This window comes from Stenotrophomonas sp. Steno-Z4, from assembly GCF_056393145.1.
Genome location: NZ_JBWJPC010000006.1, coordinates 268,137 through 282,514 on the forward strand (window position 1 = coordinate 268,137; position 14,378 = coordinate 282,514).

11 protein-coding genes are annotated in these 14,378 nt (G+C 67.4%); 7 read left to right on the forward strand and 4 right to left on the reverse strand.

Features of this window, described 5'->3' with window-relative positions:
* Nucleotides 1-7 precede the first annotated feature (7 nt).
* Nucleotides 8-940, reverse strand: a complete 933-nt coding sequence (locus tag AC06E7_RS15665) for a hypothetical protein (protein WP_478065282.1) — start codon at nucleotides 938-940, stop codon at nucleotides 8-10.
* Nucleotides 937-1,491: an RNA polymerase sigma factor gene (locus AC06E7_RS15670; protein ID WP_068851180.1), complete on the reverse strand. Its 555-nt coding sequence runs from the start codon at nucleotides 1,489-1,491 to the stop codon at nucleotides 937-939. Before AC06E7_RS15670 ends, AC06E7_RS15665 begins: the two co-directional genes overlap by 4 nt.
* A 205-nt stretch (nucleotides 1,492-1,696) precedes the next feature.
* Between AC06E7_RS15670 and AC06E7_RS15675 the strand changes: the two genes are divergently transcribed.
* Nucleotides 1,697-4,582 carry a bifunctional diguanylate cyclase/phosphodiesterase gene (locus AC06E7_RS15675; protein ID WP_095364202.1) on the forward strand — a complete coding sequence of 962 codons (2,886 nt, stop codon included), beginning with the start codon at nucleotides 1,697-1,699 and terminating at the stop codon, nucleotides 4,580-4,582.
* Here AC06E7_RS15675 and AC06E7_RS15680 read toward each other — a convergent pair.
* Together AC06E7_RS15680 and AC06E7_RS15685 are read right to left on the reverse strand one after the other, a co-directional pair.
* Entirely contained in the window at nucleotides 4,572-5,171 is a 600-nt protein-coding gene (locus AC06E7_RS15680) for an LOG family protein (RefSeq protein WP_282247766.1), read from the reverse strand. The two genes, AC06E7_RS15675 and AC06E7_RS15680, sit on opposite strands and share 11 nt — an antisense overlap.
* 41 nt (nucleotides 5,172-5,212) lie before the next feature.
* Complete coding sequence (locus AC06E7_RS15685) at nucleotides 5,213-6,709, reverse strand: aminotransferase class III-fold pyridoxal phosphate-dependent enzyme (RefSeq protein WP_217538723.1); 1,497 nt, start codon at nucleotides 6,707-6,709, stop codon at nucleotides 5,213-5,215.
* Between the two features lie 248 nt (nucleotides 6,710-6,957).
* Between AC06E7_RS15685 and queA the strand changes: the two genes are divergently transcribed.
* The 6 genes from queA to fabV all read left to right on the forward strand — a co-directional run bounded on the left by queA (nucleotide 6,958) and on the right by fabV (nucleotide 14,020).
* The gene (gene queA, locus AC06E7_RS15690) at nucleotides 6,958-7,989 is read left to right on the forward strand and encodes a tRNA preQ1(34) S-adenosylmethionine ribosyltransferase-isomerase QueA (RefSeq protein WP_478065283.1); all 1,032 of its coding nucleotides are present in this window, start codon (nucleotides 6,958-6,960) and stop codon (nucleotides 7,987-7,989) included.
* Nucleotides 7,990-8,047: 58 nt separating this feature from the next.
* A complete protein-coding gene (gene tgt, locus AC06E7_RS15695; RefSeq protein ID WP_093534359.1) occupies nucleotides 8,048-9,178 on the forward strand; it encodes a tRNA guanosine(34) transglycosylase Tgt in 1,131 nt (376 codons plus the stop codon).
* Between the two features lie 153 nt (nucleotides 9,179-9,331).
* A complete protein-coding gene (gene yajC, locus AC06E7_RS15700; RefSeq protein WP_068851197.1) occupies nucleotides 9,332-9,676 on the forward strand; it encodes a preprotein translocase subunit YajC in 345 nt (114 codons plus the stop codon).
* Nucleotides 9,677-9,737: 61 nt separating this feature from the next.
* Nucleotides 9,738-11,594: a protein translocase subunit SecD gene (gene secD, locus AC06E7_RS15705; protein WP_068851200.1), complete on the forward strand. Its 1,857-nt coding sequence runs from the start codon at nucleotides 9,738-9,740 to the stop codon at nucleotides 11,592-11,594.
* Between the two features lie 16 nt (nucleotides 11,595-11,610).
* Complete coding sequence (gene secF, locus AC06E7_RS15710; RefSeq protein WP_068851203.1) at nucleotides 11,611-12,591, forward strand: protein translocase subunit SecF; 981 nt, start codon at nucleotides 11,611-11,613, stop codon at nucleotides 12,589-12,591.
* Between the two features lie 172 nt (nucleotides 12,592-12,763).
* The gene (gene fabV, locus AC06E7_RS15715; protein WP_478065284.1) at nucleotides 12,764-14,020 is read left to right on the forward strand and encodes an enoyl-ACP reductase FabV; all 1,257 of its coding nucleotides are present in this window, start codon (nucleotides 12,764-12,766) and stop codon (nucleotides 14,018-14,020) included.
* The last annotated feature ends 358 nt before the right edge of the window (nucleotides 14,021-14,378 follow it).

The following is a 14,378-nucleotide window of genomic DNA, read 5'->3' on the forward strand; positions in this document are numbered from 1 at the left end:
CGCCATTCTAGTGGGGGTCGAGCAGCTCGCGCAGATCCTCGGGAATACGCGCTTCCGGATACTGCTGCAGGTAACGCTCCAGGCTGGCCCGCGCGGTATCCAGGTCGCGGTCGTCGCGGCGCTCGCGGATGCGCTTGATCCACTGCCGGCGGGGCAACGCTGCGTCGGCATCCACCGCCACGGTGATCGCGCTGGCCGACAGCGGGCTGTCGCCCGGCGCCGCAGCGGGGGTCGGTGCAGCGCGCCGCATGACACCCGGGGCGCCCTTGGCCTGCGCACGTTCACGTGGTTCGTCGACGCGGCTGCTGGTCACCACCACGCGGTCGAGTGCGGAGGCTTGATCGGCCTGCACGCTGGCATCGGGCGGACTGGACGCTGCCATCGGCGCCGCCATGGGAGCCGGCGGCGCGGGCGCCTCGGCCCGAAGCGCAACCGGCGGTGCGGGCGGCGGCGGCGGCAAGGGCGCTGGCACCGCGTTCGGCGCTGGCGCGGCGCGCGCGGCCCGTGGTTTCGCCGCGGCAGCGGGCGGTGCCGGCTCGGCACTCACCGGCGCGGCGGCTTCAGCCGTGGCTGCGGCAGCGGCGTCTGCACCGGCAGCGGCCGGGTCACCGGAAGGCGCATCCGCAGCAGCTTCCGCAGCCGCGGGTACCGGGGCAGCGGGCGGCGGCGCCTCGGGTTTGAGCTGCCAGGCGATGCCCACCGCGAACACCAGCGATGCCGCCAGGCCGAACACCGCAGGCAGGCGCGAGCGCGGGCGGGTGGCGCTGCGCATCGGGGCGGCGGCCGCGGGGGCATCCGCGGCGGCGGCGGGGCGCACCGCCGCGCGGGCGGCGGCCAGCACCGCCTCGTCCACGGCCGCAGGCGGCGCCGTCGGCGCAGGGCGACCGAGCAGGCGGGCCAGCTCGCGTTCTTCCGGCGTCAGTGGATCAGGGCGGATCATGGGCTCAACTCCGCGCGCAGCTTGTCCATCGCGTAGCGCAGCCGCGATTTGACCGTTTCACGGCCGACACCGGTGATCTGCGCGATCTCCTCCAGGCTCAGTTCCTGCTCCAGCCGCAGCTGCAGCACCGTTCGCTGGTCATCGGGCAGCTGCTCCATGGCCAGCTGCAGCCGGCGCCGCTGTTCGAAATCAGAGAGCTGGCTCTCCGGGGTGCGGGTGTCGCTCATCCGCGCCACACGCTCCTCGGCATCGCCGGGCGCCGTGGGGCGATGGCGTGACGCCCGCCAATGATCATTGAGCCGATTATGGGCAATGCGGAACAGCCAGGTGGTGAAGGCCGCTTCGGGCTGCCAGCCGGCACGCGCCGCGATCACCCGCTGCCACACGTCCTGGAACATTTCGTCGGCCAGCGCCGCATCGCGCAGCTGGCGCAGCAGGAAGCTGTACAGGCGGTTGCGGTGGCGGGCGTACAAGGCCTCGAACGCAGGCAGGTCGCCGCCGGCCCAGGCCAGCATCAGCGATTCATCGGTTGGCAGGGCGGCGGCATCCACGGCGCACAGAGTAAGCGCTGAATGGGCCTGCGCATAGCGGCGCGGAGCGGGGGCTGCAGCGGAAATCACAAGGGTGGACCCGGGCGGAAGACACAGCGAACAACGGCCCAGGGCAGGCAACGGGGTCAAGGGCTTCCATTGCCCCCCGGGGAGCGCGTTATGCTCGGGGTACAGGGGAGGTGCCGGTTCTCCGGTGCCAGAAGAGATGAACATGTTGTCCAGCCAGGTAGTGACGACCTCGGGGCATCCGGACCGTGGCGCGGTGGTGTCCACCGCGCTTGCGCGGACGCTGTGCGCTTTGCTGCCCGAGGGGGCGCAGCTCACCTTGGGCTGGTCCGACGCCGCGCTGGGCGAGGGCTGCATCAGCCACCCGCCGTCGGCCCAACCGGAGCACGCGCTGCTGGAAGCGCTGCTGGGCACGCCGCCAGCGCCGGACACCGCTGCGCTGTACCGCTGGCAGCACCAGGGCGGCGAGCTCGCCATCCGCGTGGCGCTGCCCGACGGCGCCGCGCCCCATGGCGCCTGGTGGGCGGCGGCCCGCACCGGCCTGCAGGACGCTTTGGCGCTGGCCCGGCAACGTGAGCAGATCCGTTCGCTGGAAACGTCAAAGCGGTTGCAGCAGGCGCTGTACGAGATCGCCGACCTGGCCGGTGCCGATCTGGAAATGGCCGAGATGCTGCGGCACTTCCATCGCGTGCTCAATACCCTGATGTACGCGCAGAACTGCTACATCGTCGAGTACGACGATGTACGCCGGCGGATCCGCTTCCTGTATTTCGCCGACCAGCGCGACAGCTTCGTGGCCGATCCCGATCGCAGCTACGAAGAACACGAAATGCCGCGCAGCCTGACCTTCGCGCTGCTGCGCCATGGGCAGCCGCTGAGCGGGCCGTCCAATGAACTGCTGGCGGCGATGAGCGACGAATACGACCCCAGCCGCGGGCCGGAGAGCCTGGACTGGCTGGGCGTGCCGATGCTGCGCGAGGGTCGCGTGTGCGGTGCGATCGTGGTGCAGAGCTACGAACACCGGGTGCGCTACAACGAAGCCGACCGCACGCTGCTGGGCTACGTGGCCCAGCACATCCTCACCGCGATGGACCGGCGCCAGGCGCAGGTGCAGCTGGAGCGCCAGGTGGAGCGACGCACGCTGGAACTGCAGCGGGCCAACCACAGCCTGCAGGACGAGGTGATCGAACGCCGCCGCGCCGAGAAGCTGCAGCTGGCCCTGTTCAACATCGCCGAGATGGCGATGAGCGCTGAAAGCCTGGCCCAGTTCTACGTGCAGGTGCATGGGGTGGTGGGCACGCTGCTCGATGCGCGCAATTTCTACATCGCCCTGGTCGATGAATCCGGCGAAGGCCTGGAGTTCGTCTACTCGGTGGACGAGTACAACCCGGCGCGTGCGCCACGACCGTTCAGCAAGGGCCTTACCGAATACATCGTGCGCAACCGGCAGCCGCTGCTGGCCTCGCGCGAGCACATCGATGCACTGCGCGCGTCGGGCACGGTGAACGAGTTCGGTGCACGTTCGCACTGCTGGCTGGGGGTGCCGCTGCTGAGCGATGACGACGTGGTCGGCGTGATCGTGGTGCAGAGCTATTCGCCGGAGATCAGCTTCACCGCCCACGACCAGCGCCTGCTCACCTTCGTGGCCCAGAACATCGGCAACGGGCTGGCCCGCCAGCGCGACCAGGAGCGCCTGCGCAACGCGCATGCCGAGCTGGAGAAACGGGTGGAGGAACGCACCCGCGAGCTGGCCGACGTCAACGGCAAGCTGCTGGGCCAGATCGGCGAGCGCCTGCGCGCCGAACAGCGGCTCACCCACCAGGCGCTGCATGACGCGCTGACCGGGTTGCCGAACCGCGCGCACCTGCTGGACCGGCTGGAAGATGCCATTGCCCGCGCACGTTCGCGCGACGGCTTGCGCTTTGCCGTGCTGTTCCTGGACCTGGACCGATTCAAGCTGGTCAACGACAGCATCGGCCACGCCGCCGGCGACCAGATGCTGGTGGAAGTGGCCAAGCGCATCGTCTCGATGGTGGGAAGCGATGACGTGGTCGCGCGGCTGGGCGGCGACGAATTCGCGATCCTGCTCGAATGCGAGCAGGGGCTGGCCTCGGCGCGCGAGTTCTCGCAGCGGATGCTGATGGCCCTGGAAGAATCGATGTGGGTGCAGGGCCGCGAGCTGTTCCCCTCCGGCAGCCTGGGCATCGCGATGTGGAGCCCACGCTACCGCAACGGCGAGGAAATGGTGCGCGACGCCGATGCGGCGATGTACCGGGCCAAGGCCCAGGGCAAGGACCGCTTCGCGGTGTTCGACGAAGCCATGCGCGAAGAGGCGCTGCGCAGCCTTGACCTGGAAGCGGACCTGCGCCGGGCGATCAACAACCGCGATTTCCTGCCGTATTACCAGCCGATCGTGCGCCTGGCCGACGGACAGGTGGTGGGCTATGAAGCACTGTTGCGCTGGCGCCACGAACGGCGCGGGCTGCTGCTGCCCAGCGCGTTCCTGGACCTGGGCGAGGAAAGCGGGCTGATCGAGCAGGTCGACTGGCTGCTCTACGAAGACGTGATTGGCCAGCTCGCACGTGGGGGCGAGGGCTACCTGTCGGTGAACGTGTCGCCGCGGCATTTCCGTTCGGCCGATTTCAGCTCACGCCTGTTCGGGCTGATCGAAGCGGCGGGTGCCGACCCGCGCCGGTTGCGGCTGGAAATCACCGAGGTGGCGCTGCTGGACGACGGTCCGCGCACCCTGCGGATCCTGCAGACGCTGCGCGAACGCGGCGTGCTGGTGCAGCTGGATGATTTCGGCACCGGCTTCTCGGCGCTGTCCTACCTGCACCGCTTCCCGATCTCCACGCTCAAGATCGACCAGAGCTTCATCGCCGGCCTGCATGGGCAGGACCTGCAGAGCACCTACGCACTGGTGCAGGGCGTGCTGTCGCTGGCGCGCACGCTGGGCATCGAAACCGTGGGCGAGGGCATCGAGAACATGGCCCAGCGGCAGACCCTGCTGCAGCTGGGCTGTGACTACGGCCAGGGCTACCTGCTGGGTCGCCCCGCGCCGATGGATACCTTCGTTACGGGCTGATCAGCGCGGTACGGCGCTTCTCGTCGATCCACTTCGAGGCCTGCGCCGGCTCATAGGCACGCATCCAGTCCAGCATGGCGTCGATGTCCGAGCCGTACCACAGGTCCGCGCGCTGGTCCGGGTGCAGGAAGCGCTCTTCGACCATGCGGTCGATCATGCCGATCAGGGGCGCGTAGAAGCCATCCACGTCGAGGAAGGCGCACGGCTTGTTGCCGATGCCGAGCTGGCGCCAGGTGAGCATCTCGAAGATTTCTTCCATGGTGCCGAAGCCGCCGGGCAGGGCCACGAACGCGTCGGACAGCTCGAACATGCGCGACTTGCGCTCATGCATGGAGCCGACGATTTCCAGCTCGGTCAGGCCGCGGTGGGCCACTTCCCAGTCCGCCAGCTGCTGCGGGATCACCCCGGTGACTTCGCCGCCGCCGGCCAGCACCGCATTGGCGACGGTGCCCATCAGGCCGACGTTGCCGCCGCCGTAGACCAGGCGCAGGCCATCGCGGGCGATGCGGTCGCCCAGTGCGATGGCACGTTCGGTGTAGATGGGCTTGCTGCCGGCGTTGGAGCCGCAGTAGACACAGATGGATTTCATGGGGAGGTTTCCACTGGAAACCTCCCATTCTCGCACGGGCGTCAGGCGGCCTGCGATTGTTCCCGGCGCGGGCCCTCTTTCAGGGCGCGGCCGACCAGGTTCACGAGCAGGTCCAGTTCGTCGCTGTCCATCCCGAAATGCGGGGTGAAGCGCAGCGAGTTCTCGCCGCCATGGATCACGTTGATGCCATGGTTGCGCAGCCATTCCTCGGTGGAATGGGTGCCGTAGCACTTGAACTGCGGGGCCAGCTCGCAGGAGAACAGCAGGCCCGTGCCCTGCACCTTGGTGATCAGCCCGCCCAGCTCGGCCTTGAGCTGCTCCAGCTTGCGCACGGCCTCTTCGCCGCGCTGGCGGATGTTGTCGCGCACCTGCGGGGTCAGCAACGACAGCGTCGCGCAGGCCACGTCCAGCGCACGCGGGTTGCTGGTCATCGTGTTGCCATAGATGCCCTTGCGGTACAGCTGCGCGGCATGCTCGGTCACCGCCAGCACCGACAGCGGGAACTGCGCGGCGTTCAGGGCCTTGGAATAGGTCTCCATGTCCGGCACGTCCAGGCCCTCGAAACCGGGGTAATCCACGATCGACAGCACGCCGTGCGCGCGCAGGCCGGCCTGGATCGAATCCAGCAGCAGCAGGCTGCCGTGCTGGCGGGTCAGTTCACGCGCCAGTGCATAGAACGACGGCGGCACCGCACGGCCCGGGTCGCCTTCGCCCATCACCGGTTCCAGGAAGATCGCTTCGATGAACCAGTGGTTCTGCTCGGCCTCGGCGAAGACCCGCTTCAGGGCCTCCTCGTCGTATGGCGCGATCGCGATCACCGTGTCCTCGCCGCGGTAGCTGGCCAGGTGCTGCAGGTACGTCCTGCGGCTGGAATCGGAGTACAGGCCGGGGCGGTCGGTACGGCCGTGGAAGCTGCCCTTGACCACCACCCGCTTGATCTTCGCGCCGGCGTGGCGCGCACCCGGGTCGGTCTGCAGCTTGGCGTTGACATCGGCGATGCGCGCGGCCAGGCCGACCGCTTCGGAGCCGGAGTTCAGGCACATGAACCGCGCATACGGGCAGCCGCCACGGCGGTGCCCGATCTCGGCGCGCAGCGCCTTGATGAAGCGCTGCTGCGACAGGCTCGGCGTCATCACGTTGGCCATGACCTGCGGGGCGGCCATCGCCTCCAGTACCGCCTCCGGGGTATGCCCGAAGCCGAGCATGCCGTAGCCGCCGGCGTCGTACAGCACCGCACCCTTGAGGGTCACCACCCAGGCGCCGCGGGCGGCGAGGGCAACGTACGGGGTCACGGCGTCATCGGCGTAGAAATTGACGAAGCCGTCCTGCATCGCATCGATCTGGGCACGCTCATCCAGCGCCAGCACCTCCTCCAGGTCGGCGCGGACGCGCTCGAATTCGGCGGCGGCGGCGTCAACGGCTGCCACCAGCTGCGGGTGGCCGGCAGCCAGGCGTTCAAGGGTGGCGTCATCCAGGCCGGTGGTGAGGCGGGTGCCGGGCTGGGCGCGAAGGGGGGCGAGGCGTTCGATGAAGCTCATTGCAGATCTCCTGAAACGATTGGCGGCATGGCGCAAATGCAAAACGCGCGACCGGGGGCGCGCGCCTGGGGCAATGCGGCTCATGCATCAGACTTCCGGTTCGATGCTATCACGCGGTTTTTCGCGCGATAACCCAGCCAAAAACTGTTGCAAAGCAGCATTTTGCGCGACGTTCAACGCTTCTGGCGTTGCCACCGGGGGCCAGTCGTACAATGCCCGACATTGTCTACACGTTGCCGTGCGCTCCCTTGAAGAAGTCCGACTTCCATTACGACCTTCCCGCTGAACTGATCGCCCAGGCTCCGCTCGCCGAGCGCTCGGCCAGCCGCCTGATGGTGGTGCCGCAGGCCCCGGCCGCGTTCGAACACCGCCAGGTGCGCGACCTGCCGTCGCTGCTGCAGGCCGGCGACCTGCTGGTCTTCAACGATACCCGGGTGATCCCGGCCCGCCTGTTCGGCCAGAAGGCCAGCGGTGGCCGCGTGGAAATCCTGATCGAACGCCTGCTGGGCGGGCAGCAGGCCCGGGCCCAGGTGGGCGCCAGCAAATCGCCGAAGCCAGGCAGCCGGATCGCGCTCGATGCCGGCGGCGAGGCCGAGGTGCTGGGCCGCGATGGCGAATTCTACGTGCTGCGGTTCCACGTGCCCGAGCCGCTGGAACAGTGGCTGCTCCACGCGGGAAGGCTGCCATTGCCGCCCTACATCCAGCGCGAGCCGGGGCTGGACGACCGCGAGCGCTACCAGACGGTGTTCGCGCGCGAAGTGGGCGCGGTGGCCGCACCGACGGCCGGCCTGCACTTTGATGAAGGCCTGCTGGCCGAGCTTGCCGCGCAGGGCGTGGGCTTCGGCCACGTGACCCTGCATGTGGGCGCGGGTACCTTCCAGCCGGTCCGTGCCGACGACCTCAAGGACCACGTGATGCACCGCGAGTGGCTGAACGTGGGCCCCGAACTGGTCCAGCAGGTGCGCCGCACGCGCGCCGCCGGTGGCCGGGTGATCGGCGTGGGCACCACCGTGGTGCGCGCGCTGGAAAGCGCCATGCGCGACGGCGAGCTGCTGCCATATGCCGGCGAAACCCAGATCTTCATCACCCCGGGCTACCGGATCCGCAGCGTGGACGCGATGGTCACCAACTTCCACCTGCCCGAAAGCACGCTGCTGATGATGATTTCCGCCTTCGCCGGGCAGGCGCGGGTGTTCGAGGCCTACCGCGCCGCGATCGAGGAAAAGTACCGGTTCTTCAGCTATGGCGACGCCATGTTGTTGTTCCCGCAGGGGGATTGAGCGCGTCGGCGGCGGTTTTCGGCGATAATCGGCAATTATTTGCCCGAATGCCCGCTCCATGTCCCGACTCCAGTTCCAGCTCCAGACCACCGACGGGCGCGCCCGCCGTGGCCGCCTGACCTTCCCGCGCGGGACGGTGGAAACCCCGGCCTTCATGCCGGTGGGTACCTATGGGACGGTCAAGGGCATCCTGCCGGAGCAGATCCGCGCCCTGGGCGCCGAGATCATCCTCGGCAACACCTTCCATCTGTACCTGCGCCCGGGCCTGGACGTGATCGCCGACCACGGCGGACTGCACGGCTTCGCGCGCTGGAACGGGCCGATCCTGACCGATTCCGGTGGTTTCCAGGTGTTTTCGCTGGCGCATCGCCGCAAGATCACCGAACAGGGCGTCACCTTCGCCTCGCCGACCGACGGTGCCCGGGTGTTCCTGGGCCCGGAAGAGAGCATGAAGATCCAGAAGGTGCTCGATTCGGACATCGTGATGATCTTCGACGAGTGCACCCCGTACCCGGCCACCGAGCCGGTGGCGCGCACCTCGATGGAGCTGAGCCTGCGCTGGGCCCAGCGCAGCCGCAACGCGCACGACGAACTGGGCAATGACGCGGCGCTGTTCGGCATCGTCCAGGGCGGGGTCCACCACGACCTGCGCAGCCGCTCGGCCGAAGGCCTGCAGCAGATCGGCTTCGACGGCTACGCCATCGGTGGCCTGGCCGTGGGCGAGCCCGAGCACGAGCGCAACGCGATGCTCGACCACATGCACCCGATCCTGCCCGCCGACCGCCCGCGTTACCTGATGGGCGTGGGTCGGCCGGAAGACCTGGTCGAAGGCGTCGCCCGCGGCGTGGACATGTTCGATTGCGTGATGCCGACCCGCAACGCACGCAACGGCCACTATTTCACCTCGTTCGGCACCGTGCGCATCCGCAACGCCCGCTATGAGCGCGACATGGACACCATCGAGCCGGGCTGCGGCTGCCATGCCTGCACCAGTGGCTACACCCGCTCGTACCTGCGCCACCTGGACCGCTGCAACGAAATGCTGGCGCCGATGCTGGGCACCCTCCATAACCTGTACTACTACGAGAAGCTGATGGCCGACATGCGCGCGGCCATCGCGGCGGGAACCTTCGAGGCCTTCCGCGAGTCCTTCTATGCGGCCCGGGGCATGGCCACGCCGCCGCTGTAAGCGGCCGGCCCGGCCCCGATCCGGCGCGCGGACCCTGCCAAACGGCCCAAGGACGAACTCCCGGGGCCGTGGCATACTTCGCGGCTGACCCCTGTTTCGCGGCGACACCCGACCCCATAAGGAGTAGGGCGCCTCCCAACCCAAGGACACACCATGAACCTGATCGCCTTCCTGATTCCCGCCGCCCACGCCCAAGCCGCTGGTGGCCAGCCGCAGGGCATGGGCCTGACCACGCTGCTGTTCCCGATCATCCTGATCGCGATCATGTACTTCCTGATGATCCGCCCGCAGATGAAGCGCCAGAAGGAACACAAGGCGATGCTGGAGAAGATCAAGATCGGCGACGAAGTGCTGACCAACGGCGGCATTGCCGGCACCGTCAAGGCCATCGGCGACAACTTCGTCACCATCGAAGTGTCCGACAACGTGAACATCCGCGTGCAGAAGGGCGCCGTGGGCAACGTGCTGCCGACCGGCACCCTGAAGTCGGCCAACTAAGCCACTCCCTTTCCGAAGCACAACCGCGGCGCCGGGACTGGCGCCGCGCAGGAACCTGGCAATGCTTGAATTTCCACGCTGGAAGTACGTCGTCATCCTGATCGTACTGGCGCTCAGCGCGCTGTACGCGCTGCCCAACATCTACCAGAAGGACCCCGCCGTCCAGATCACCGCCAACCGTGGCGGCCAGGTCGATGACGCCCTTCGCACCCGCGTGCTGGCCGACCTGAAGCAGGCCGGGATCAACACCATCGGCGCGGACAAGGAAGGCGAGAGCCTGATCGTGCGCCTGCCGGACCTGCAGGCGCAGGCGGCGGCCAGCGCCCGGCTGCGCGACAGCGTCGGCGAGAACTACACGGTGGCCCTGAACCTGGCCTCGACCGTGCCGGACTGGCTGCAGCGCCTGGGCGGTCGCCCGATGGTGCTGGGCCTGGACCTGCAGGGTGGCGTGCACTTCGTGCTGCAGGTGGACCAGAAGGCGGCCATCGACAAGCGCATGGATGCCTACGCCGAAGACGTGCGCGGCACGCTGCGCGAGGCGCGCGTTCCGTTCCAGTCGGTGGAGCGTCGCCCGGACAATTCGATCGTCGCCACGCTGAGCCCGTCGACCGACGATGCTGCCGCCGAGCGTGCACGGTTGGCGCTGGTAAAGGCACAGCCCACCCTCGGTTATGACGTGTCGGGCAAGCGCCTGACGGTGACCGTGCCGGACGCCGAGCTGAGCCAGATCACCAACGGTGCGATCGAGCAGAACATCAACACGCTGCGCAACCGCGTCAACCAGCTGGGCGTGGCCGAACCGATCATCCAGCGCCAGGGTGCCGACCGCGTGGTCGTGCAGCTGCCGGGCGTGCAGGACACCGCCGAAGCCAAGCGCATGATCGGCGCGACCGCAACGCTCGAATACCGCGCGGTGGTCGATGGCAACGCGCAGGACGCCATCGACACCGGCCGCATTCCGCCGGAAGCCAAGGTCTACAAGCGTCGCGACAGCGGCGTCCCGATCCTGCTGAACAAGCGCGTGATCGTCACCGGTGACCAGATGGTGGCCGCGCAGGCGGTCAACGACGCCACCACCGGCACCCCGTCGGTGAGCGTGACGCTCAACAGCGTCGGCGGCCAGCGCATGTTCGATTTCACCAGTGCCAATGTCGGCAAGCCGATGGCGGTGGTGTACACCGAGCGCGTGCCGACCGTGACCATGGTTGATGGCAAGGAAGTGCGCAGCTTCCGCGTCAACGAGGAAGTGATCTCGGTGGCCAACATCAACGGCGTGTTCGGCAAGAACTTCCAGACCACCGGCCTGGAGAAGAAGGAATCGGAAGAACTCGCCAAGCTGCTGAAGTCCGGCTCGCTGGCCGCGCCGATGGACTTCGTGGAAGAGCGCGTGGTCGGCCCGAGCCTGGGTGCGGAGAACGTGGAGCGCGGCATCACCGCGGTGGTCTACGCCTTCATGTTCACCCTGGTCTTCTTCACCATCTACTACCGCATGTTCGGCCTGATCACCTCGGTGGCGATGCTGTTCAACCTGCTGATCGTGGTGGCGGTGATGTCGCTGTTCGGTGCCACCATGACCCTGCCGGGCTTTGCCGGCCTGGCGTTGTCGGTGGGCCTGTCGGTCGACGCCAACGTGCTGATCAACGAGCGCATCCGCGAGGAACTGCGTGCGGGCATGCCGGGCAAGACTGCGATCGTGACCGGTTATGAACGCGCCAGCGGCACCATCCTCGACGCCAACCTGACCGGCCTGATCGTCGGTGTGGCGCTGTTCGCCTTCGGCACCGGTCCGCTGAAGGGCTTCGCCCTGACGATGATCATCGGTATCTTCGCCTCGATGTTCACCGCGATCACCGTATCGCGCGCACTTGCGACGCTGATCTACGGCCGTCGCAAGAAGCTCCAGAACGTGGCCATCTGACGGGACGACACGCACAATGAAACTGTTTCCGCTGCACATCCTCCCGAACGACACCAAGATCGACTTCATGCGTTGGCGCCATGTCGCCATGGCAGTCACGATCGCGTTGTTCCTGGCCTCGGTTGCCATCATCGGCATCAAGGGCTTCACCTTCGCACTCGACTTCACCGGCGGCACCCTGATCGAAGCGCGCTTCGATCGCCAGATGGACGTCGAGGAGGTCCGCTCGCGCCTGGAAGCCAATGGCTTCGAGGGCACCCAGGTGCAGAGCTTCGGTGGCAACACCGACGTGCTGATCCGCCTGGCCCCGCACGGCGAACATGCACCGGGTACCGGTGCGGCCAGCGCCGAAGACAAGGCCACTGGCGACGCGGTCCTCAAGGCGATCACCACCAGCGAGAACCCGGCCACGATCCTGCGCAACGAGTTCGTGGGCCCGCAGATCGGCAAGGACCTGGCGTTGAACGGTCTGTACGCGACGATCTTCATGCTGGCCGGCTTCCTGATCTACATCGGCTTCCGCTTCGAGTGGAAGTTCGCGGTCACCGCCAGCATCGTGGCGCTGTTCGACCTGCTGGTGACGCTGGCCTACATGTCGCTGATGGGACGCGAGTTCGACCTGAACCTGCTGGCCGGTCTGCTGTCGGTGATGGGCTTTGCGATCAACGACATCATCGTGGTCTTCGACCGTGTCCGCGAAAACTTCCGCAGCCTGCGTGCCGACCCGCTGGAAGTGCTGAACCGCTCGATCAACCAGACGCTGTCGCGTACGGTGATCACCGCGGTGATGTTCTTCCTGTCGGCACTCGCGCTGTACATGTACGGCGGCGCTTCGCTGGAAGGCCTGGCCGAAACCCACATGGTGGGTGCGGTGATCGTGGTGCTGTCCTCGATCCTGGTGGCCGTGCCGATGCTGACCATCGGCTTCCTGCGCGTGAGCAAGCAGGACCTGCTGCCCAAGGCCAAGGACGTCGAAGCCCTGGAACGCCGGCCGTAACGGTTGCCGGCCCAGGCCGGCAACTCCGGTGGCACCTGAAGAAACCGCGCGCTGCGCGGTTTTTTCATGTCCACCGTACCGGGGCGTCGGTTGTGCTGTCTGGCCGTGCGCACTACGATTCCCGGGTTGCGTGCGGCCGTTCCCGAGGCCCACCATTCCCATCGAGGTCATCATGGTCATCAAACCGCGTGTGCGCGGCTTCATCTGCGTCACCACCCATCCGGTCGGCTGCGACGCAGCCGTCAAGCAGCAGATCGATTACATCCAGGCCCAGCCGAAGGTGCCGAACGGTCCCAAGCGGGTGCTGGTGCTGGGTGCGTCCACCGGTTATGGCCTGGCCGCGCGCATCACCGCCGCGTTCGGCAGCGGTGCGGCCACGCTGGGCGTGTTCTTCGAGCGTCCGGGCACCGAAACCAAGCCGGGCACGGCAGGCTGGTACAACTCGGCCGCGTTCCAGAAGTACGCCGAGCAGGCGGGCCTGTACGCGCGCAGCGTGAACGGCGACGCCTTCTCGGACGAGGTCAAGGCCAAGGTCATCGAGCTGATCAAGCAGGACCTGGGCCAGGTCGACCAGGTGGTGTACAGCCTGGCGGCGCCGCGCCGCAAGCACCCGAAGACCGGCGAAGTGATCAGTTCCACGCTCAAGCCGATCGGCGCGCCAATCACGCTGCGCGGGCTGGATACGGACAAGGAAGTGATCACCGAAACCACGATCGAGCCGGCCACGCCGGAAGAGATCGCCGGCACGGTGGCGGTGATGGGCGGCGAAGACTGGCAGATGTGGATCGACGCGCTGCTGGAAGCCGGCGTGCTGGCCGACGGCGCCACCACCACGGCCTTCACCTACGTGGGCGAAGAGATCACCCAGGCGATCTACTGGAACGGTTCGATCGGTGCGGCCAAGAAGGACCTGGACCAGAAGGTGCAGGGCATCCGCGCCAAGCTGGCGCCGATCAGCGGCGACGCGCGCGTGTCGGTGCTCAAGGCGGTGGTGACCCAGGCCAGCTCGGCGATCCCGACCATGCCGCTGTACCTGTCGCTGCTGTTCAAGGTGATGAAGGAGCGCGGCACGCACGAGGGCTGCATCGAGCAGCTCGACACGCTGTACGACATCATCTACGGCGGCAAGGAAAGCGGCGCGGCGGCCGATCGCCTGCGCCACCAGCTGCTGGCCGATGGCCGCACGGTGGAGCTGGTCGACGAAGCCGGACGCCTGCGTGCGGACTACAAGGAAATGGCGCCGGACGTGCAGGCCGAAGTGGTGGCGCTGTGGCCGCAGGTCACCAACGAGAACCTGTACGAGATCAGCGACCTGGCCGGCTACAAGGCCGACTTCCTGCGCCTGTTCGGCTTCGGCGTGGAAGGCGTGGATTACGAAGCGGACGTGCCCACCGATGTGGCCATTCCGAACCTGGTTGATCTGACCTGAGTCTGGTCTGCTGAAAAGCTGAAAAGCTGAAAAGCGAAATGCCGCCCGGTCTGGGCGGCATTTTTGTTTGTGGCTTCCGCGTAGAGCAGCGTCTCGATCCCTGCGGGTGGGTCGGCTGGCGGGCAGCCCTCTACGGGACACGCCGCAAGTACGTCCATGTAGGCTTGGCAAAAACATCCATGTTTTTGACAGTCCCTACGAGGGCTGCCCGCCAACCGACCCCGACAGATCGCCGCATGCGGTTGGAAAATCAAGATCAAGATCAAGATCAAGGGCAGCGACGCAGGGCGTCGCTCTACACCAGTGGCCACCAGCCAACCGTCAATGGGTCGGCGGGGGTGGGTTTGCGGGACTGTAG